The organism is Pseudomonas sp. FG43 (assembly GCF_057809175.1).
This window is the reverse complement of record NZ_JBMDJL010000022.1, coordinates 45913-65535: the sequence shown is the minus strand read 5'-3', so window position 1 is coordinate 65535 and position 19623 is coordinate 45913. Positions and strand designations below refer to the sequence as shown.

At 58.7% G+C, this 19623-nt stretch carries 18 protein-coding genes; 9 read left to right on the top strand and 9 right to left on the bottom strand.

Features of this window, described 5'->3' with window-relative positions:
- Positions 1 to 11: 11 nt before the first annotated feature.
- Genes ACODS3_RS22140 through cpaB form a run of 4 tightly spaced genes read right to left on the bottom strand, consistent with a single transcriptional unit; the run spans position 12 to position 4678 of the window.
- Positions 12 to 1268 carry a TadA family conjugal transfer-associated ATPase gene (locus ACODS3_RS22140; protein WP_201004984.1) on the bottom strand — a complete coding sequence of 419 codons (1257 nt, stop codon included), beginning with the start codon at positions 1266 to 1268 and terminating at the stop codon, positions 12 to 14.
- Positions 1268 to 2458 carry a CpaE/TadZ family protein gene (locus tag ACODS3_RS22135; RefSeq protein WP_201004986.1) on the bottom strand — a complete coding sequence of 397 codons (1191 nt, stop codon included), beginning with the start codon at positions 2456 to 2458 and terminating at the stop codon, positions 1268 to 1270. The genes ACODS3_RS22140 and ACODS3_RS22135 overlap by 1 nt, the downstream gene beginning before the upstream one ends.
- Complete coding sequence (locus tag ACODS3_RS22130) at positions 2455 to 3708, bottom strand: type II and III secretion system protein family protein (protein WP_201004988.1); 1254 nt, start codon at positions 3706 to 3708, stop codon at positions 2455 to 2457. The genes ACODS3_RS22135 and ACODS3_RS22130 overlap by 4 nt, the downstream gene beginning before the upstream one ends.
- A 19-nt stretch (positions 3709 to 3727) precedes the next feature.
- Positions 3728 to 4678: a Flp pilus assembly protein CpaB gene (cpaB, locus tag ACODS3_RS22125; RefSeq protein WP_304575975.1), complete on the bottom strand. Its 951-nt coding sequence runs from the start codon at positions 4676 to 4678 to the stop codon at positions 3728 to 3730.
- Positions 4679 to 4982: 304 nt separating this feature from the next.
- Between cpaB and ACODS3_RS22120 the strand changes: the two genes are divergently transcribed.
- From ACODS3_RS22120 to ACODS3_RS22105, 4 genes are all read left to right on the top strand, one after another.
- Positions 4983 to 5186 carry a Flp family type IVb pilin gene (locus tag ACODS3_RS22120; RefSeq protein WP_201004992.1) on the top strand — a complete coding sequence of 68 codons (204 nt, stop codon included), beginning with the start codon at positions 4983 to 4985 and terminating at the stop codon, positions 5184 to 5186.
- 71 nt (positions 5187 to 5257) lie between these two features.
- Entirely contained in the window at positions 5258 to 5665 is a 408-nt protein-coding gene (locus ACODS3_RS22115) for a response regulator (RefSeq protein ID WP_201004994.1), read from the top strand.
- 83 nt (positions 5666 to 5748) lie between these two features.
- Positions 5749 to 6042, top strand: a complete 294-nt coding sequence (locus tag ACODS3_RS22110) for a hypothetical protein (protein ID WP_201004996.1) — start codon at positions 5749 to 5751, stop codon at positions 6040 to 6042.
- 71 nt (positions 6043 to 6113) lie between these two features.
- Positions 6114 to 7454: an MATE family efflux transporter gene (locus ACODS3_RS22105; protein ID WP_201020356.1), complete on the top strand. Its 1341-nt coding sequence runs from the start codon at positions 6114 to 6116 to the stop codon at positions 7452 to 7454.
- Here the strand turns inward: ACODS3_RS22105 and ACODS3_RS22100 are convergent.
- From ACODS3_RS22100 to ACODS3_RS22080, 5 genes are all read right to left on the bottom strand, one after another.
- Positions 7448 to 8848, bottom strand: a complete 1401-nt coding sequence (locus tag ACODS3_RS22100) for a contractile injection system protein, VgrG/Pvc8 family (RefSeq protein ID WP_201020355.1) — start codon at positions 8846 to 8848, stop codon at positions 7448 to 7450. The two genes, ACODS3_RS22105 and ACODS3_RS22100, sit on opposite strands and share 7 nt — an antisense overlap.
- Positions 8849 to 9061: 213 nt before the next feature.
- Positions 9062 to 10975: an arginine decarboxylase gene (speA, locus tag ACODS3_RS22095; RefSeq protein WP_201020354.1), complete on the bottom strand. Its 1914-nt coding sequence runs from the start codon at positions 10973 to 10975 to the stop codon at positions 9062 to 9064.
- Positions 10976 to 11063: 88 nt separating this feature from the next.
- Positions 11064 to 11435, bottom strand: a complete 372-nt coding sequence (locus tag ACODS3_RS22090; protein WP_201005002.1) for a translation initiation factor Sui1 — start codon at positions 11433 to 11435, stop codon at positions 11064 to 11066.
- Between the two features lie 175 nt (positions 11436 to 11610).
- On the bottom strand, positions 11611 to 12156 hold the full coding sequence (locus ACODS3_RS22085) for an NUDIX hydrolase (protein WP_489036276.1): 546 nt from the start codon (positions 12154 to 12156) through the stop codon (positions 11611 to 11613).
- A complete protein-coding gene (locus ACODS3_RS22080; protein ID WP_201005006.1) occupies positions 12156 to 13235 on the bottom strand; it encodes a DUF2333 family protein in 1080 nt (359 codons plus the stop codon). Before ACODS3_RS22080 ends, ACODS3_RS22085 begins: the two co-directional genes overlap by 1 nt.
- A 302-nt stretch (positions 13236 to 13537) precedes the next feature.
- On the opposite strand from ACODS3_RS22080, the gene ACODS3_RS22075 reads away from it, so the two are divergent.
- The 5 genes from ACODS3_RS22075 (at position 13538) to accC (ending at position 19565) form a co-directional block, all read left to right on the top strand.
- Positions 13538 to 15193 (top strand): response regulator, encoded by a 1656-nt coding sequence (locus ACODS3_RS22075; protein WP_201020352.1) that lies wholly within the window; start codon positions 13538 to 13540, stop codon positions 15191 to 15193.
- Between the two features lie 109 nt (positions 15194 to 15302).
- Positions 15303 to 17081 carry a protein-disulfide reductase DsbD gene (locus ACODS3_RS22070; protein ID WP_489036273.1) on the top strand — a complete coding sequence of 593 codons (1779 nt, stop codon included), beginning with the start codon at positions 15303 to 15305 and terminating at the stop codon, positions 17079 to 17081.
- A 129-nt stretch (positions 17082 to 17210) separates the two neighbouring features.
- Positions 17211 to 17663, top strand: coding sequence for a type II 3-dehydroquinate dehydratase (gene aroQ / locus ACODS3_RS22065; protein WP_201005012.1), 453 nt, complete (start codon positions 17211 to 17213; stop codon positions 17661 to 17663).
- A 79-nt stretch (positions 17664 to 17742) separates the two neighbouring features.
- Positions 17743 to 18204, top strand: a complete 462-nt coding sequence (gene accB / locus ACODS3_RS22060; protein WP_489036271.1) for an acetyl-CoA carboxylase biotin carboxyl carrier protein — start codon at positions 17743 to 17745, stop codon at positions 18202 to 18204.
- A gap of 17 nt (positions 18205 to 18221) precedes the next feature.
- Positions 18222 to 19565 (top strand): acetyl-CoA carboxylase biotin carboxylase subunit, encoded by a 1344-nt coding sequence (gene accC, locus ACODS3_RS22055; RefSeq protein WP_201005015.1) that lies wholly within the window; start codon positions 18222 to 18224, stop codon positions 19563 to 19565.
- Positions 19566 to 19623 lie beyond the last annotated feature (58 nt).

Here is a 19623-nt window from a genome sequence, read left to right as displayed (position 1 = left end):
CCCTGCTCGCGTCAGTAAGACGGCCGCAATTTGTCACCTGCGGCATGCACGGCCTCGCGATGAAAGCCGATGCCAGTACGCCGGTCGAGACGGAAAAGAGTGTTGGTGACATAAATGTCGTCGCGGATACCCACCACCTCCACCACTTCGCTGACGCAACGACGGCCATCGGGCAGGCGAGCCAACTGGATGATGACGTCCAGCGCCGCGCATATCATTTGCCGCAGGGTTCTCTCGGGGATCTGCCGTCCGGTCAGGCCGACCAGGGTTTCCAGACGCAACAGCGCATCCTGAGCGTTGTTGGCGTGTACCGTGCTCATGGAGCCATCGTGGCCGGTGTTCATGGCAGTCAGCACATCCAGCACTTCCACGCCACGAATCTCCCCGAGGATGATGCGGTCCGGGCGCATCCGCAGGGAGTTGCGGATCAGGTCGCTGGCACGGACCTCACCATGGCCTTCGGCATTGGGCGGTCGGGTTTCCAGGCGTACCACGTGGGGGTGAATCAATTGCAGTTCGGCAACGTCTTCAATGGTCACCAGCCGCTGGTGCGTGTCGATCAACTGACTGAGCACGTTGAGCATGGTGGTCTTGCCGGTACCGGTACCGCCGCTGACCAATACGTTGCAACGCTTGCCCACCGCCTCCTGGAAAAAGTCGAAGATCGATTGATCGATGGTCTGCATCGCCACCAGGTCGGTGCTCTTGAGCATGTCCTTGCGAAACTTCCGGATCGACAGACACGGCCCGTCCAGGGCAATCGGCGGAATGATCGCGTTGACCCGGCTGCCGTCGGGCAGCCGCGCATCCACCATGGGCGAGGACTCATCCAGCCGGCGGCCAAGGGGCGCCAGGATGCGCTGCATGACCCGCTCGACGTGGTGCGAGTCGATGAAGCGCAAGTCGGTGTGGTGCAATACGCCGTCACGTTCCACAAAGACCTTGCCCGGCCCGTTGACCAGAATTTCCGTCACGGCGCTATCGCGCAGCAACACCTCCAGCGGGCCGAAACCGGTCAGTTCATCGACCAGTTCCTCGGCAAGACGCTCCATCTCATAACGAGAAATGGCCAGCCGTAGCCGGGCGACATATTCGGCAACCTTGTCGATCACGAACTGCGCCAGCACCGGTCGCGAACCTTCGAGCAGGTTCCTGCCGCTCTCCTCGATGCCATCGATGATGTAACGGTGCAGTACCAGCTTGAGCCCCTGCCCGTCATCCGTGCTGCCCTGAGCGCGCGAAGCAACGCCAAACAGTTTTTCCGGCATTATTTATTCCCCCATAGCCGAGTGAAGAAGCCTTCATTGGGTTTTTCATAAGCGTCGGAATGACGGACCAGGTGATCGCCCAGGCGACGCAAGCCCGTACACAACGATTCCCTGGGCGCCAGATCGAACAACGACACGCCCTGATTCTTGGCGTTGAGTCGCAATTCCGGGCTGAGCGGCAAGACCGAAATCACCGGCAGGCCGAAGGTTTTCCCCACCGTTTCCGAATTGGGTGCCACCGAGCGCAAATAACGATCGATCAGCAACCCGGCGTGCTGCATCTTCATGCCCTTTTCCCGCCACAGATTGAGCACCGCCAGATTGCGCCGGCACTCGATCACGCTCTGGTCGGCGTACCACAGCAGCTGGTCGCAGTGACTTACAAAGGTACGCAGGGCTTCGCTGTCCGGCTGGCCCACCAGATTCACGATGACGTGCTGGAAATGCTGGCGCAGGGCACTGAGCAGCATGTACAACTCGGCCGCACTGGACTGTTCCAGATGATCGTCGGCCTCGGTGTAGGCCAGGATGCGCAAGCCGTTTTCGGATGTTGTAAAAGCACTGTCGATAAGGGTCGCGTCCAGCCTGCGCAAATGGCGCAGTGCATCACCGAAACTGAACGTCGACTCAAGACCGAGCATCGACAGGCTGTCACCACGGGGCAAGCCCAGATCCAGCAACAAGGTACGTTGCCCGGCCTTCTGCACCACCATCGCCAGGTGAGAGGCTATCAAGGCTCCGTCGCCATCGCATTGAGCGCCATACAGCACCGTCAGACCGCTCATGTTGGGGTTGGGCGTCACCGCAGGCAGGCGTTTGCTCAAGCGCCTGACCAGACCGGCGACTTCACTGGAACGCGAGCCATAGGCCACGAAATCCCTGGCACCGGCGCGCATGGCATTGAGCACCAACTGGTTATCCATACCGTCGCCCAAAGCGACAATCGCCAGCATCGGCTTGGCTTCCAGAGCACCCTCGATCAGCGCGCTCTGGTTCATCAAATGTTCACGATCCAGCCCCACGAACACCACGCTGGCGAAGGTCACGTCCACCAGCGCCAGCAAATCGTCCAGGCTGCCGCTGCCGGCACTCACCACCTGCCCCAGCGAACCCAATGCACCCTGCAACCATTCAAGATCGGTGGGGTTGCGGGTAATCGCCAGGAATGTCTGACTCAGGCTCTGGCTCATTGAGATAACCCGCTACGGCGCTCGAAATCGCCGTTCTCAAGGAAATACATACGGAAGAAATTCGGGTCGTAATTACGCAGGCCTTCACCGGGCAGCGTGGGCAGTTGCGCATTGACCGCCAGTGGCTGGACCAGATGCGGAGTGACGATCATCAGCAGTTCACGCTCATCGCGCTGAATCTGCGAATTGCGAAACAGAGCCCCCAGAATCGGGATATCGCCCAGGCCGGGAAACTTGTCCACAGAGGCAATATTGCTGGAGCTGATCAGGCCACTGACAACAAAGCTTTCCCCATCGGCCAGAGAAATGCTGGTATCGGTACGCCGTATATTGAGTGCAGGCACAGTGGTGCCGGAGATAGTGATGCCGGCCGAAAAATCCAGTTCGCTGACCTCGGGCGCAACCTTGAGCAGTATCCGGTTACGTCCGACCACAGTGGGCGTCAGGGTCAGACGCACGCCGTACTCCTTGTATTCAATGGAGATGCCATTTCCATCCCCGCTGGGCACCGGCACCGGGAACTCACCACCCGCCAGAAAGCTCGCGCTTTGTCCGTTCAATGCCACAAGGCTCGGACGCGCCAGGGTGTAGGCAAAGCCGCTGCCTTCCATGGCATTGATCATGCCCAGGACCTTGCTGCTGCCACCGCCCCACACGATATTGAAGTTGTTGTTATTCAAACCGATGGCGGGCCGCGTGGAGCCGACCGTACCAGGCGAGACCGTGACGTCGGTTACGGTGCCGGGAGAACCAAACAGAAAGTTGTTCGAGCCAGTACCGAAGATCGAAGTACTGGCCTCCTTGAGTTTGCTACGGCTGACTTCAATGAAACGAATATCGGTCTGGACCTGACTGGGCAACTGAGGATCCAGAGAAGGCACCGGCAAGGCATCGACCAGCGCGGAAGCATCTCCTCCGCGTACGAATACCATGCTTTGGCGAGGAGAAGTCGAGCAGGCCGTCCAGACCATCAAACTGGTAGCGCCACGTGCAATGCCGGTCAACAGAAAGCCCTGATTGCCATTGACCAGTACATCGGCAACCTTGGGATCACCCACGGCAATCCGGGTAATGGCCACCGGCGAACGTACATCCTGCTGCATGCCCTGGCTGACCTCCAGCACCGCTGGCAGGGCAGCAAGATTCTTGCAGCCATTGCCGGAAGCCGCCCAGCTTGTGTTCACGCCCAGCCCGGCGAGCAGCAAAAACAGCGCGTGACGTTTTAAAACCGGTACGAAACAACGGTTCATCAAATGCTTCCTTGCTCAATCAGGGGGTTTGTTGCGTAACCTGGTTGCCGCGAATCACCTCAACGCCACGAGATCCGCGAGACGCACCGATATGACTGGTGGCCGGAGCACTCAGAGCCAATTGGCTGAACTGCACCAGATTGCGCCTGGCAGAATCCAGGCGCACGGCAACATCGGGACGGCTGGCATCGCCGCTCCAGTAATCTTGAAGGTTGCCCTCATCGGCACTTCGTACCGCCAGGCGCATCACGCCGGTCTGGGTAGCCAGTAACAAGCGCACCAATAACGATTCGGGCACAGCCACCACCACCGATCGGGCGCTCAGGCGCTGCTGCTCCAGCCTGATGCGTTCTTCGATACTGATATCTTGTGCGGGCTTGCCATCACGGGTCGGACCAAGAAGCTCACCGACGCTCAGGACTCTCAAGGCAGGCACCACGACCTGGCTGGAGCGGACAGGATTAGTGGTGTCTTCAGGCAGATAAAGCAGAACATCGACATAATCTCCGGGGCTGAGCTGCCCGGACGCGCCAATCACCTCATCAACGGCCAAAGCCAGTGCGCGTTCGTCAGGACGAATCATCCGCGCCAGCGTGCCTCCGGCCTCGAAACTGCTTTCACTCAACCAGGTTCCTGCCGCCAGCGTGCGCCAGGTACTGCGATTCACAACCTGGTCAATATTGCTGAAACTCCCGGCAGGCGCAACCTTCAGGCGCTCGATCACCAGGTCTTCAGCCTGAATTGGGGTGTAGGCAGGAACATCGTGCGCCAGCACCACGACATTATGGCGCAGCGCTTCTTCCACGGGCGGGGCAGGCGGCGCAACTTCGACAGGTGGCGGAGCCTCAACGACAGGAGCCTCCACGGGTGGCGCCGCTGGCTCTTTACTGACCATTATTCCCAGATACCCGGCCAATATCGCTCCGAGTAAAAAAACGACAGCGAGCACCATGGTGATACGACTGCTCATGGCAACGCTTCCTTTGTCATCGCATGATCACCTCAATCCAACGCATCAACTTCGCAATAGCAATGAAGAACAATCACATGCTGCTCTTTTGAAGGTAGCCCACACCACCCAAAACGCCATTAAGCCCTGCGAAATATCCTTATCTGAATACCTGAATTGCGAACCACAGGGCCCGCTATAACTTTGTGATTAATGCTTTATTACGGTTGTGGGTTCGCGAGTTGAGGGCAATGCTGTAACTGCAAGGGGATGTATGAAAACGGCTGGTATTACCCGCGCCATGAATGGTGCAAGGAGAATTGTGATGTTCCTTACCAATTTATACATACGCGCTTATACGCAAATTCAGGCATTCCTCAAAAACCGGGAAGCCGCATCGGCTATCGAATATGTACTGCTCGCTGCCATGGTGGCGGTCGCCATCGTTGCCTTCGTTCCGGCCATCAGTGCTCAGGTCAGAATCATTTTCAACCAGGTGCTGGTTGCATTGGGCGGTACGGCAGTCTGACGGCTTGATTGAACGAGGACAAAGTGTTGTAAGATCCGAGGCCGTTACCAACGTTTTTTATAGGTATCACTATGGCCGTCCACCCCACACGCCAACAGCTGCTTCTGGTTGATGACGAAGAGGACGCCAATGAAGAGTTGGCAGAACTACTCGAAGGCGAGGGGTTCTGCTGCTTCACTGCGTCCTCGGTCAAGATTGCCTTGCAACAGCTGACTCGCCACCCGGATATCGCTCTGGTCATTACCGATTTGCGTATGCCGGAGGAAAGCGGCATTCAGTTGATAAAACGACTGCGTGAACATACTTCGCGCCAGCATCTGCCTGTGATTGTCACCTCAGGCCATGCCGACATGGAAGATGTCAGCGACCTGCTGCGCCTGCAGGTGCTGGACCTGTTCCGCAAGCCGATCTATCACGTCCGCTTGCTGGAAACCCTGAACAACCTGTTTCCCGAGCCGAAAATCTTTCAGGTGCAATGACACGAACTTCATGATCCACGGAACTAGCCATACTGCCCGATAGCCAAAGCGAGCAGACCTATAACCGTGATCAGGATGCACATATGAAGGTAGAAAGCTTTTTTGAATGGCTGGGGCAGGCAATCGGGTCAGTGATTCGCTTCATCGTGGATACCCTGGCCTGGCTGTTCAACGGTTTTACCCATGCCGGCGGCAATTTCGTTGACGGCTTGTCCCGCACTCTGGGCATGGACGCTTCACTGATCAGCATCGTTGCGCTGGTCATCGGCCTGATGCTTCTTTACTCCGCCATCCGCGCCTTCATGCGCGCCTCCATCATCATGGGCATCATCTGGCTGGCGCTGGGGTTGTGGCTACTGAGCTGGATCATCCACTGATTGCGCTCCTGCATAGCACGTTCTGACTGACCGGTATTAGGGCTACAATGCCCGCCTTGCCGGGAGTCCTCATGTCCAAGTTGTCCAGCGATTGGCGTCATCGCCCCACTCATCATCGAGTCTGGGGCCTGGCGCTGCCGATGATCCTGTCGAATATTTCAGTACCGCTGGTAGCGCTGGTCGACACCGCCGTGATTGGCCACTTGCCCCACGCCCATCAATTGGGCGCAGTCGCTGTGGGCGCCACGCTCTACACCTTTCTGGCATGGGCCATGGGTTTTCTGCGCATGGGCACCACCGGTTTTGCAGCTCAGGCTGCGGGGCGTGGTGACGGCGCGGCCTTGCGTCAGATTCTGCTGCAAGGCCTGCTCCTGGCCATGGGGCTGGCCTTCCTGCTCGGGCTGATTGCCTTGCCATTCAGTCATCTGGCTCTGTCGATCATGCAACCTTCGGCCGACCTGCAACAGATGACACTCGACTTCTTCCACGCCCGACTTTTCGGCCTGCCTGCAGCACTGGCCAGCTACGCGCTGGTGGGCTGGTTTCTCGGCACCCAGAACGCCAGGGCGCCGTTGGCGATTCTGCTGATCACCAATACGGTGAACATCATTCTCAACCTGTGGTTCGTTCTGGGCCTGGACTGGGGTGTCGTCGGTTCGGCACGGGCATCGGTGCTCGCCGAGTGGACCGGCGCATTACTAGGCCTGGTCATGGCTCGCAAAGCCTTGCAGGCCTGGTCTGGCAAGATTGTCTGGGCCGCCCTGAAGCTCTGGAGCAACTGGCGACCACTGCTGGCGGTCAACCGCGACATTTTCATTCGCACCCTGGCACTGCAATCGATCATGTTCCTGATCACCGCTCAAGGCGCCCGACTGGGCGATGCAACCGTCGCCGCCAACGCCCTGCTGCTCAACGGCCTGTTGCTGACCTCCCATGCGCTGGACGGGCTGGCCCATGCCGTAGAGGCCCTGTGTGGCCATGCCATTGGAGCACGCGACCGGACGGCATTACGCCGCTCGCTGGTGGTGGCCGGTGGCTGGTCGCTGATTGCCAGTTCAGCTTTTGCCCTGCTGTTCCTGACGGGCGGGCATCTGTTCGTGCAGATGCAGACCAACATCCCCGAAGTGCGTGAAACCGCCCTCATCTACCTGCCTTATCTGGCTGCAATGCCTTTGCTAGCGGTCTGGAGCTACTTGCTGGACGGTCTGTTCATCGGCGCAACCCGCGCCCGGGAGATGCGCAATGCAATGCTGATCAGCGTGATACTCATCGCTCCCGTCGCCTTTATTGCAGTCGATCAGGGCAATCACGGGCTCTGGCTGACCTTCCTGGCATTTACCCTGCTGCGCGGCTTAAGCCTTGGAAGCATTGCCTGGCGCCTTAACCGCAAGGACGGCTGGTTTACCTACTGATCGCTCTCGGCCATCTTGCCGGCAAAGGTAATACGCGGACTGGTCAGGGTCAGGCCACTTGAATCAAGCCGGACCCGACTGGAACCAATGCTCAACGACAGCTCGCTGCCTTCTTCAAAAGACACCGTCGGCCCGTTCTCCAGACGAAAGCGTCGCTTATTCCCCATGATCATCTGCCAATCCAGCTGCGCCTGAACACTGTCGGCAGGCAATACATCTGCGGACTGCGTGAAAACCGGCTCACAGGCGCGAGAGTGCAGGCAGGCGATGATCATCGGCCGGTCCATATCGTCATCGAGCAAACTCACCAGTACCTCCATCCCGCCGGTAAATACCAGTTCAAGGCCAGGCATCACGGGCAGCCAGCAATCGTTGTAGCGCGCTCCCCGCCCCTGTAGCCCCCACTCAAGTTGCACCTTGAGACGACCAACCGAATCAAGCCCGACCTCCATCCCTGCCGGGCCGATGACCCAGGCCCGTTGCAGTTGCGGCACTTTCGAGCGGGGTTGCGGCTCAGGCACGCTGAAGCCGACTTCCCAGGGAACGGCATGGAACCGATTGGTATACCGCTCTGCGCTTCCATCCTCCGGTACAGACTCCTGGTAACGATGCTCAACCCGGCTTAGCAGCCACATGTGATTCCACTCAACCTCGGGGTGGCCCGTCAGCGGCAATAAATACCCCGACATCACAAATGGCAGGCTGCTTTCGCCCTCGGCTCGTTGCCTGGCGCGGGAGCCCGGCAAATCCTGGCCCTTGATGCTGACAGCAAAGCGGGTAACGCCAGACGGTTTCGGCAATTGTCGCCAGGGCGCCGCAGGCGTTGGACGAAAGCCCCGCAGGCTATCGCCGAACACCACCTCATGGCGCCGACGGGAATGAACAAAGTGATAGTGGATACCTTCTTCGGCACACAGGCGCTGCACCAGTTGCAGGTCGGACTCCTGATACTGCGCACAATATTCGCGCTCCCGGCACTGGGTTTTCAGCTCGAAGCGATAGCTGCCTTTGCGCAGTCCATGTTCCTCCAGGACCCTGGCGATGATCTGCGGAGCGGTCATGTGTTGAAAGATACGCTGATTGTAACGTTGCCCGAGACAGGCCAGCCGCGGACCGACTTTCAGCCGGTAGCAGGCAGGCCCGGGACGGAAATGACTGCGACTCGCGCCGTGAATCTGCCCATGAAAACCATGATCGCTGCCTTGAAAGCAGAGGAACACCGGCTTGTACATCAGACTTGCCAGATTCACCTCAAGCCCTTCGTTGACGACCTCAAGCTCAAAGGCAAAAGGCTGACTGATTGCTTCCATGCCTTGTAACGAAAGGACGGTAAAACAATGACGCAGACGGGCGATCTCCAGACGAAAAAGCGGCGCGCTGGCGGGATCGGGCATGGGGATGTTCTCTACAGGGGCGGCCAACGATTCTGGCCGAGAAGCGGGATCGAGTAGAGAGCAAAAGGCAGAACAGGACGTTGCCTACACGTGAAGCGGTTTTGGACTACACAGTGATTGATCGCGAATGAGCGGAACGCCGCCCGATTCGCTCCTACGAGGTGTGGGGTAGGAGCGAATCGGGCGGCGTTCCGCTCATTCGAGAAGAACAGATCAGGAAGACAAGTAAGACGAACGAGTCAGGCCAAGGCGCAACGCATCCAGATACTGCGTACGCTCACGCGGGCTGATCCTGGCGCTGGCAACCTTGTCCCGGTAATGGGTCATCAGTTCTTCCGGCGACAAGTGTACGTAACGCAGCATGTCCTCGATGGTGTCGTGGGTTTCGATACCGGCGTGGTACACGCTGCCGTCCAGGTTCTGGTAAATGTTCACCGAATCGGTATCACCGAACAGGTTGTGCATGTCACCCAGGATCTCCTGATAGGCGCCCACCAGGAAAATCCCCAGCAGGTAGTCTTCGCCTTCATTCAGGGCATGCACCGGCATGCTGGTTTCGATGCTCTGCTCGTCCACGTACTGGTTGATCTTGCCATCCGAGTCACAGGTCAGGTCCTGAAGCACCGCACGGCGCACAGGCTCTTCGTCCAGACGATGCAAGGGGATGATCGGCAATACCTGCCCGATGGCCCAGGTATCGGGCAGGCTCTGGAATACCGAGAAGTTGCAGATGTACTTGTCGGCCAGCTTGTCGTTGAGTTCGTCCAGCACCTGACGGTGGGAGCGCTGACGGGCCTTCAGCGAGTTATGCAGGCGGCGGCAGACTGCGAAATAGCACTGCTCGCCCAAGGCTTTCTGCGCCAGGCTGATCTTGCCATCGGCGTACTGGGTCGCGATATCGCTCATGTAGTGCGTGGCGCGCCAGTAAGTCTCGGTCACCATCTCGATATCGGTCGGGCCAAGCAGATCGATCAGCCACTGCACGGTTTCCGGCAGGCTTTCCTTGTCTTCGATCACCGGGACGTCATCGTTGTGTCTTTCGACGTCAGTCACCTGCACCACCAACATGGCGTGGTGCGCGGTCAGAGAACGGCCACTTTCGGAGAAGATGTGCGGATGCGGCAAGCCCTGCGCATCGCAGAACTCCTTGAGCATGCCGACAACGACACCGGCGTAGTCGTCCATGTCGTAGTTGATCGAGCTGGCATTACGCGAGTGCGTGCCGTCGTAGTCCACACCCAGACCGCCGCCCACATCGATGTGATCCACCGGCAGCCCCAGGTTGCGCAGCTCGCCGTAGTAACGAATCGCTTCCTTGAAGCCGTGCTGGTAGTCCGCCAGGTTGGCGATCTGTGAACCCATGTGGAAGTGCAGCAGACGAATGCCTTGGTCCAGACCAGCCTTGCGGAAACGCTCGACCACCGAGAGCAACTGTGCGGCCGACAGCCCGAACTTGGATTTTTCGCCACCGGTGTCGGCCCACTTGCTGGAGGCCAGCGAAGACAGGCGCACGCGCAGGCCCACTTGCGGAGCGACCTTGAGTTCTGCGGCTTCTTCGATCACCAGTTCGACTTCGGATTCTTTCTCGATCACGATGAAGACGTTGTGACCCAGCTTCTGGCCCATCAGTGCCAGGCGGATGAACTCGCGGTCCTTGTAACCGTTGCAGACGATGGTCCCGCCCTTGGGGGCCAGCGCCAGCACCGCCATCAGCTCGGGCTTGGAACCCGCCTCAAGGCCGATGGAGACGTTCTGGGTGGCGATGATGTTTTCCACCACCGCTTCCTGCTGGTTGACCTTGATCGGGTACAGCGCCGTGTACTGGCTCTGGTATTCCAGGCGTGCAATGTTGCTGTCGAAAGCGCCGGTCAACTGGCGGACACGGTCCTGCAGGATATCGGGGAAACGCACCAGCAATGGCAGGGACAGACCGCTCTTGCGCAGATTGTCGACCTGCTCATAGAGATCGATGGGCGAACTGCCCGGCCCCTTGGGACGAACTTCAACGCGACCGGCTTCATTGATCGCAAAATAACCGGCCCCCCAATGACGAATCCCGTAAACACTGCGGCTGTCCGCAACGGTCCATTGGCTGCCATCGTCTTTGCGTGTGCGTCGTACGGACATCGAAGTCCCCTATAGATAAGTCATGTAGCGCCGGCCCAATGACAGGCATGCGCAGTGTAGAGAGTGGAAATGACGGTTTGGTTCTCGCTCAGCCGCCAGACTTTTTGGCCTTGAAGCCTTTCTTGACCAGTTCTGCCAGCAACAGCTCGACGTGATCGCCCTGAATCTCGATCACTCCGTCCTTGAGGGCTCCGCCTGTACCGCAACGCTGCTTGAGCGCCTTGGCCAGATCCTTGAGCCCTTCCTCGGCCAGCGGCACGCCCGTGATGGTGGTCACGGTCTTGCCTCCACGGCCTTTGCTCTCGCGCCGCACGCGCGCAATGCCGTCTCCTTCAGGGATGACGGTTTGCTTGCAGGTGCAGGCATCGACGGGCTGACGACATTCGGGGCAATGGCGCCCTGCGTCGGTTGAAAACACCAGGCCACCCAGGGCGGCGAAGGATGCGGCTTTTTTAGCCACGGGAAATCCTCTTGTTGAGGACTGAAGACGGGCCGGGCTCGGTATTGAGCCTTCGACCGCGAAGCCCCACTCTGGCAGGGGCAGCGCTACTGGAACGGCTTGGCCGGCCCAGCTTGAAAAGGTCGCGCAGTGTACCGGCAAAAAGCATGCTTGCTAAGAGCCTGAATGCGCCAATTTACTGAACATTTGCGACCTGCTCCAGATAGCGTTTCAACGCCGCCAGAGAGTCCGGGCAATAAGGCTTTTCAGCGGTTTCCGTCAGCACTTGCGCCACCGGGATAAAACGCGCCTGCAACACCTCTTCCGGTTGCAGGATCAGAGGCCCGTCCCAGACGGCGGAAAACACCGCACACCAGATCCGGTTGCCCGGCTGATCGAAGAAAAACTGCTCATGAGCCTGTAACGCAACACCACCCACACCAAGCTCTTCCTCCAGCTCGCGGGCTGCGGACTCGGCATAGCTTTCCCCAGCCTGAACCATACCGCCCGCCGCAACATCCCAGAAACCTGGGTAAATGGCCTTGCTCAGGGTTCTTTGGTGAACGCAGAGTTCGCCTGCCGAATTGAACAGCAATATATAGGTGCCTCGCCCGATCAGACCGCGCTCGCGCAATTGGGCACGGGGGAGCGAGCCCAATAGCTGATCCTGCTCATCGACCCAGGCGATCAGTTCGGCATCCGAGGCGGCGCGGTGCGCGGCCTCGTGCGAAGAAACGGCCATCAGCCCTGGGACAGCAACTGACGAAGGTCGATAACTGCCGCGTTGGCTCGCGAGATGTAGTTGGCCATGACCAGCGAGTGGTTGGCCAACACGCCAAACGCGCTGCCGTTCAGGACCATCGGGCTCCACAGCGGCTCCTGAGAAGCCTCCAGCTCACGAATGATCTGACGCACGCTGACGGTCGCGTTCTTCTTGGCCAGTACGTCCGCGAAGTCCACCTCGATGGCACGCAGCAGATGCGACAACGCCCAGGCCTGACCACGAGCTTCATAGAAGACGTTGTCGATTTGCAACCATGGGGTTTCCACTATTTCCTCATCGACCTGCGGCACTTCGCCCGGCTTGACCGAGGCAATGGCTTCGGTTTTCAGAGTGCTGTTGAGCTTGACCCGCCCGACACTGGCCGACAGGCGTTGCGACAGGGAGCCCAGGCGGGTACCGACATCGCCCAGCCAGTTATTCAGGTTGTCGGCACGGGCGTAGAACAACGCGCCCTTCTGGTTAGGATCGGACAAGCGGGCCTGATAACGGCTCAAGGCATTGATGCCATCGGTGTACTGCGACTCGCTCGATGGCAACACCCAACTGCGGTTGTCGAAGTTGAACAACGGCTCGGCACGGGCCAGATCCCCGTCTTCAGCCGATTGCGACTGCGAACGGGCAAAGTCCTTGCGCAACGCACGGCTCAGGTCACGAACCTGCACCAGCACGCCATATTCCCAGCTTGGCATGTTGTCCAGCCACAGGCCTGGCGGAAAGCGGTCGTTGGACAGATAACCGCCACGCTTGGTGAGCAGCGTCTGGGTAACTGTCTTGAGGGTTTCGACGGTGGTGTAGCCAATGACCATCGGCTTGCCTTCACGCTCGGCGGCGGCCTGCGCATTCTGCTGCACAGGAAACAGGGCAGGTTCCTTGCTCCAGTACCAGCCCACCAGCAGGGAGACCAGGAGATAGATCAGAATCAGGGAGCCCAAGGCCCTGCTATAGAAAAGGTTGCCCAGGTAACCACGTCTCTTGACCGACGCAGTATCAGCGGTACGCTCACCCGCGCTGCCTGCGCGGTTCTTCCAATCCAGCATGGTAAGGGTCCTTTTCAATCACAGGTTCAGGGCTTCGACCGCAACCTTACAGCAAGGTGCCTTTTGCTGACATGTACGGCGCAAGGTTTTGTTGCCGCACCAACACCCCGACTCAGGAACAAGGTGCGAATGGCAGAGAAATAACGACTATCACGCAACCTTTGGGCACAAAAATGACTCTGACAGAAACCAGACGCTCTTTTGTTGACGAATAAGTGACTTACGGCACTCTTCTATACAATCGGAGGTGCTAGCATAGCGCCAGCAGTGGTACTACTCAGCGAACCCACAGTACTCATAATATGACCGAGTCAGAAGACCCTAGCCGCGATCGTCTCAAGCATCACTTTGCCCAAAGGGTCACTCATCAAGCGCGTCAGATTCTTGAGACTTGGCAACGCCTGCAGAAATCCGAATGGTCGCTCGCCGATATGGCCGAGCTGAAGGATTCGACCCTGCGTCTGTTGCGTTTCGCCGAGCGTTTCGAGCAGGCCGAACACCTGCAACTGGCCCGGGATATCGGCCTGGCACTGGAAACGGTCGAAGCCAATCGCGGCCGCCTCAATAGCAGCCTGATCACCGAACTCAACCGTTTGATGCAACGCCTCTCACGTACAGGCCTGCGTCACGGCGACAAACTGGAACAAACCTCCCTTCCGCCACTGCGCAAGCCAGTCTATGTGGTCTTGCAGGACCGCGAGCGGGCCGAACGGCTGGCCAAACAGCTGGAGTTCTTCGGCCTGTCGGCCCTGTCACTGGACAACGTGGCACAGTTCCAGTCCGCGATGCTGGAGCGCCATCCGTCGGTCATCATCATGGACGTGGATTTCAGCGGCCCGGGCGAAGGCCTGAAGCTCGCCTCCCAGGTTCAGGAAGGACTGGAGCAGAAACTGCCGCTACTGTTCTTCAGCCATCATGAAACCGATACGCCGACCAGGCTGGCCGCAGTGCGCGCCGGTGGCGAAGAGTTTCTGACCGGCACACTGGAAGCCTCAAGCCTGCTGGAGAAAATCGAGGTCCTGACCTGCGTTGCCCAGTATGAGCCTTATAAAGTGCTGGTCATCGATGACTCCCGCGCCCAGGCCACTCACACCGAACGCCTGCTCAATGCCGCCGGAATCGTGACCCGGACATTGCTGGACCCGATCCAGGCCATGTCCGAACTGGCCGAATTCCAGCCGGACCTGATCATCCTCGACATGTACATGCCCGGATGCACCGGCACGGAACTGGCCAAGGTCATTCGCCACAATGACCGCTACGTCAGCGTCCCGATCATTTATCTGTCTGCCGAAGATGATCAGGACAAACAGCTCGACGCCATGAGCGAAGGTGGCGATGACTTCCTGACCAAGCCCATCAAGCCACGCCACCTGATCACCACCGTGCGCAATCGGGCAGCCCGGGCGCGAAGCCTGAAGGCCCGCATGGTGCGCGACAGCCTGACCGGCCTGTACAACCACACACACATCCTCCAGTTGCTGGAGGATTGCAGCTTCCGCGCACGCCGCGAGAACAAGCCCCTGTGCTTTGCCATGCTCGATATCGACCACTTCAAGAAGGTCAACGACACCCATGGCCACCCGATGGGCGACCGTGTCATCAAGAGCCTGGCGTTATTCCTCAAACAGCGCCTGCGTAAAACCGATTTCATTGGCCGCTACGGCGGCGAAGAGTTCGCCATCGTGATGCCGGACACCGACATTCAGAGCGCACATCAGGTGCTCGAAGAAATTCGTTATCGCTTTGCGGAAATACATTACCCCGCGCAACCCACAGACCTGTTCTGCACCTTCAGTGCCGGCGTGGTCGCACTCGGCGTGCATGATGACAGCCTGACTCTTGCATCCCAGGCCGACAACGCGCTGTATCGCGCCAAGCATGCCGGGCGCAATCAAGTGCATTCGGCGGTCGTCGAGGTGCCTTACCACGTGGTATTGCCTGAGATTCAGGCCTGAAAGCTCAGCCGCTCAAGGACCCTCCCGAAATCCATCCTTACAAACCTCATCCCTGCATGCCGTGAAACACTCCGCTATCATGCGCTGACTTTCGAGAATCGAGCCTGCCATGCGCCGTTTGTTATGCCTGATGCTGTTGATCCTGGCCCTGCCCGCTTTCGGGACCAGCCTGCTGGACAGTCGCCCTGCACCGACACTGGGCGGCGCCACACTGGATAACAGCAAGGAATTCCTGCCTGTACGCCAGGCATTCAAATTGAGCCTGATCGAAACGACTCCGCAATCGATCAAGCTACGCTTCGTCGCCACCGACGGCTATTACCTGTATCGCCATCGCTTCCAGTTCCGCACCGAACCTGCCGACATCGGCCTGGGTGAGGCGCAATTGCCCCAAGGCGAAAAGAAACACGACGAGTACTTTGGCGACGTCGAGGTCTATCACGGCATTCTGGACATCGACCTGCCCCGCAAGCCCGGTGAAGAGCGGCCTTTTGTCCTGAGCGTGAGCTATCAGGGCTGCGCCGATAAAGGCTTGTGTTACCCGCCGGAAACCGAGCGACTGAATATTGGTGACGTGCCACCTGCCGACACCGCATCAACGGCAGGCAAGCAGGCCTGGAGCTGGAAAGAGCTGGCGCTGTTTTTTCTCGCGGGTATCGGCCTGACATTCACGCCCTGCGTGCTGCCAATGTTGCCGATTCTTTCCGGCGTGGTCTTGCGGGGTCAGGTCGGCGGTCTGCGCGGTCTGAGTCTTTCACTGGCCTACGTTTTACCGATGGCCGTGTGCTTCGCCGTGCTGGGCGCCTTGATGGGCATGTTCGGAGCGGGCCTGAACCTGCAGGCACGTCTGCAATCGGCCTGGGTACTGGTGCCGTTTTCGCTGTTCTTCGTGCTGTTTGCCGTGGCGATGTTCGGCGTCTTTGAACTGCGTCTTCCGCAAGCCATCAGCAACAGACTGGATCGTATCGCAGGCAAGACCGAAGGTGGTTCGCTCTGGGGCGCAGCCGTGCTCGGCGTGGTTTCCAGCCTGCTGGTATCACCTTGCGTCTCGGCGCCACTGGCCGGCGCGCTGCTCTATATAAGCGCCAGCGGAGATGCTCTGGGCGGCGGCCTGAAACTGTTCGCCCTGGGGCTGGGCATGGGAGCGCCGTTATTGCTGGTCGCGACCGGCGGAGCGGCGTGGCTGCCAAAGAGTGGCCCATGGCTGGTAACCGTGAAAAACGCCATTGGCGTGCTGCTGCTGGGCCTGGCCATAGGCTTGCTGAGCCGCGTACTGCCAGGGCAGATCACCTTGCTGCTGATCGGCATTCTGTGTGCCGGTGTCGCGCTGTTCCTCGGAGCCCTGGAATTCACTGCAAAATCTTCACGCCAAAAACTCGCGCAACTTCTCGGCCTGCTTTTGTTCGTCTACGCTCTGGCATGCTGGTACGGCGCATTGAGCGGGCAAACTGACCCGACTCGTCCACTGGGGCGCCCACAGGCAGCCACCATCAGCAACGGTATGGCAATACCGGTGACGTCCCAATGGCAGACCATCACCACGTCTGCCGAACTGGACCGGGCCTTGAGCGAAGCAAAAGATGCAGGCAAACCCTTGCTGCTCGACTGGTATGCCGACTGGTGCATCAGTTGCAAGGTTATCGAGCATGAAGTCCTGCCTGATCCAGGCGTCATCGAGAAACTGACGGGCTACAGCCTGATCCGGTTCGACATGACAGACAGCAATGCAGAGCAACGTGCCCTGCTTGACCGCTACAAGCTGTTCGGACCACCCGCGTTGTTATTTTTCAGTAAAAGCGGCGAAGAACTGAAAAATGTCCGAGTCATTGGTGAAATCGACGTTCCTGCTTTCCTTGAGCGCATAAATAGAGCAAATGACCAAAATTAGGTGTCGGGTCATAAACTTTACGCAAACATCGCTCATTGTGCTGGCTACTGTAGTTAACTGGACAGTACATTCCCCTTGCGGCATAGTCGCCGGGCGTGAACGCCCGTAAACAAAATAAAGGAATAAACGATGGCGACTTTCCTGGTACTGCACGGCCCCAACCTGAATCTGCTCGGTACTCGCGAGCCCGGGATATATGGTGCCGTCACCCTGGCTCAAATCAACCAGGATCTGGAGCAGCGCGCTCGCGATGCCGGTCACCATCTGATGTACCTGCAAAGCAACGCCGAGTACGAATTGATCGACCGAATCCATGCTGCACGCACCGAAGGCGTGGACTTCATCATCATCAATCCGGCTGCTTTTACACATACAAGTGTGGCAATACGTGACGCGCTGCTGGGAGTGAGCATCCCATTCATCGAAGTGCATTTATCAAACGTGCACAAACGCGAACCTTTCCGCCATCACTCCTACTTTTCAGATGCTGCTGTAGGAGTGATCTGCGGCCTTGGCGCCAGCGGTTACCGACTGGCCCTGGAGGCCGCCCTGGAACAATTGGCCGTTAGCTCCAAGCCATGACCGGACCAGCATCGCTGGCCCTCACGGCTTGAACCGGCTGCCGAAATGCCCTGACAGACCCCTTGGGAGTTGATGATTAATGGATATTCGCAAAGTCAAGAAACTGATCGAACTGCTGGAAGAATCTGGTATCGACGAGCTGGAGATCCGTGAAGGCGAAGAATCCGTACGGATCAGCCGTCACAGCAAGACTCCGGCACAACCGTATTACGCGCCGGCTCCAGTTGCCGCGCCTGTAGCTGCTGCTCCGGTCGCACCGGTTGCCGCTGCTGCTACCGCAGAAGCACCTTCGGCTCCGAAGCTGAACGGTCACGTGGTCAAGTCGCCAATGGTCGGTACGTTCTACCGCACCCCGGCACCTACTTCGCCTGCATTCGTCGAAGTCGGCCAGACCGTCAAGAAAGGCGACACCATCTGCATCGTCGAAGCGATGAAAATGATGAACCACATCCAGGCAGAAGCCAGCGGTGTGATCGAATCCATCCTGGTAGAAAACGGTCAGCCGGTTGAATTTGACCAGCCGCTGTTCACTATCGTTTGAACCGGGGAGAGCCTGCGATGTTGGAAAAAGTTCTGATCGCCAACCGCGGCGAAATTGCCTTGCGCATCCTGCGTGCCTGTAAGGAACTGGGCATCAAGACCGTCGCTGTACATTCCACGGCAGATCGCGAGTTGATGCACCTGGGCCTGGCAGATGAAACCGTCTGTATCGGTCCGGCTCCAGCCAACCTGTCCTACCTGAATATCCCGGCAATCATCTCGGCAGCCGAACTGACCGGCGCCACGGCGATTCACCCGGGCTACGGCTTTCTTGCGGAAAACGCGGATTTCGCCGAACAGGTAGAGAAATCGGGCTTCGCCTTCATCGGCCCAAAAGCAGACACCATTCGCCTGATGGGCGACAAGGTTTCCGCCAAGGACGCCATGAAGCGCGCCAGCGTACCGACGGTTCCAGGTTCTGACGGCCCACTGCCGGAAGACGAAGAAACCGCGCTGCGCATCGGCCGTGAAGTCGGCTACCCGGTGATCATCAAGGCCGCCGGTGGCGGTGGTGGTCGCGGCATGCGCGTGGTTCACCGCGAGGAAGACCTTATCGAAGCTGCCAGCCAGACCCGCGCCGAAGCGGCTGCCTGGTTCAGCAACCCGATGGTCTACCTGGAAAAATACCTGACCAACCCACGTCACGTGGAAGTTCAGGTCATTTCCGATGGCCAGGGCAATGCCATTCACCTGGGCGACCGTGACTGCTCGCTGCAACGCCGTCACCAGAAAGTCCTGGAAGAAGCACCGGCACCGTTCATCGACGAACAAGCCCGCAAGGACGTGTTCGCAGCTTGCGTAAAAGCATGCGTGGACATCGGCTACCGTGGCGCCGGCACGTTCGAGTTCCTGTACGAGAACGGCCGCTTCTACTTCATCGAAATGAACACTCGTGTTCAGGTAGAGCACCCGGTTTCGGAGATGGTCACCGGTATCGACATCGTCAAGGAGATGCTGAGCATCGCCGCCGGCAACAAACTGTCGTACACCCAGGATGACGTTGTCATCACGGGCCATGCGCTGGAATGCCGTATCAACGCTGAAGATCCGAAAACCTTCATTCCGAGCCCGGGCCTGGTCAAGCACTTCCACGCGCCAGGCGGTAACGGCGTGCGTGTAGACTCGCATCTGTACAGCGGCTACAAGGTTCCATCGAACTACGACTCGTTGATCGGCAAGCTGATCACATGGGGCGCGACCCGCGACGAAGCCATGGCACGCATGCGCAATGCCCTGGACGAAATCGTGGTCGACGGGATCAAGACCAATATCCCGCTGCACCGCGACCTGACCCGTGATGAAGGCTTCTGCGAAGGCGGAGTCAACATCCACTATCTTGAGCACAAACTGGCCAATCAATAAGTCAGCGTGTTTCAGATCAACAAAGCCGCAGCGATGCGGCTTTGTTGTTTGCGCCGCA

What these genes read in the sequence shown, in the direction of transcription:
- ACODS3_RS22140 (WP_201004984.1), bottom strand. Translation starts at nt 1,268, where the DNA reads ATGCCGGAAAAACTGTTTGGCGTTGCTTCGCGCGCTCAGGGCAGCACG.
- ACODS3_RS22135 (WP_201004986.1), bottom strand. Translation starts at nt 2,458, where the DNA reads ATGAGCCAGAGCCTGAGTCAGACATTCCTGGCGATTACCCGCAACCCC.
- ACODS3_RS22130 (WP_201004988.1), bottom strand. Translation starts at nt 3,708, where the DNA reads ATGAACCGTTGTTTCGTACCGGTTTTAAAACGTCACGCGCTGTTTTTG.
- cpaB (WP_304575975.1), bottom strand. Translation starts at nt 4,678, where the DNA reads ATGAGCAGTCGTATCACCATGGTGCTCGCTGTCGTTTTTTTACTCGGA.
- ACODS3_RS22120 (WP_201004992.1), top strand. Translation starts at nt 4,983, where the DNA reads ATGTTCCTTACCAATTTATACATACGCGCTTATACGCAAATTCAGGCA.
- ACODS3_RS22115 (WP_201004994.1), top strand. Translation starts at nt 5,258, where the DNA reads ATGGCCGTCCACCCCACACGCCAACAGCTGCTTCTGGTTGATGACGAA.
- ACODS3_RS22110 (WP_201004996.1), top strand. Translation starts at nt 5,749, where the DNA reads ATGAAGGTAGAAAGCTTTTTTGAATGGCTGGGGCAGGCAATCGGGTCA.
- ACODS3_RS22105 (WP_201020356.1), top strand. Translation starts at nt 6,114, where the DNA reads ATGTCCAAGTTGTCCAGCGATTGGCGTCATCGCCCCACTCATCATCGA.
- ACODS3_RS22100 (WP_201020355.1), bottom strand. Translation starts at nt 8,848, where the DNA reads ATGCCCGATCCCGCCAGCGCGCCGCTTTTTCGTCTGGAGATCGCCCGT.
- speA (WP_201020354.1), bottom strand. Translation starts at nt 10,975, where the DNA reads ATGTCCGTACGACGCACACGCAAAGACGATGGCAGCCAATGGACCGTT.
- ACODS3_RS22085 (WP_489036276.1), bottom strand. Translation starts at nt 12,156, where the DNA reads ATGGCCGTTTCTTCGCACGAGGCCGCGCACCGCGCCGCCTCGGATGCC.
- ACODS3_RS22080 (WP_201005006.1), bottom strand. Translation starts at nt 13,235, where the DNA reads ATGCTGGATTGGAAGAACCGCGCAGGCAGCGCGGGTGAGCGTACCGCT.
- ACODS3_RS22075 (WP_201020352.1), top strand. Translation starts at nt 13,538, where the DNA reads ATGACCGAGTCAGAAGACCCTAGCCGCGATCGTCTCAAGCATCACTTT.
- ACODS3_RS22070 (WP_489036273.1), top strand. Translation starts at nt 15,303, where the DNA reads ATGCGCCGTTTGTTATGCCTGATGCTGTTGATCCTGGCCCTGCCCGCT.
- aroQ (WP_201005012.1), top strand. Translation starts at nt 17,211, where the DNA reads ATGGCGACTTTCCTGGTACTGCACGGCCCCAACCTGAATCTGCTCGGT.
- accB (WP_489036271.1), top strand. Translation starts at nt 17,743, where the DNA reads ATGGATATTCGCAAAGTCAAGAAACTGATCGAACTGCTGGAAGAATCT.
- accC (WP_201005015.1), top strand. Translation starts at nt 18,222, where the DNA reads ATGTTGGAAAAAGTTCTGATCGCCAACCGCGGCGAAATTGCCTTGCGC.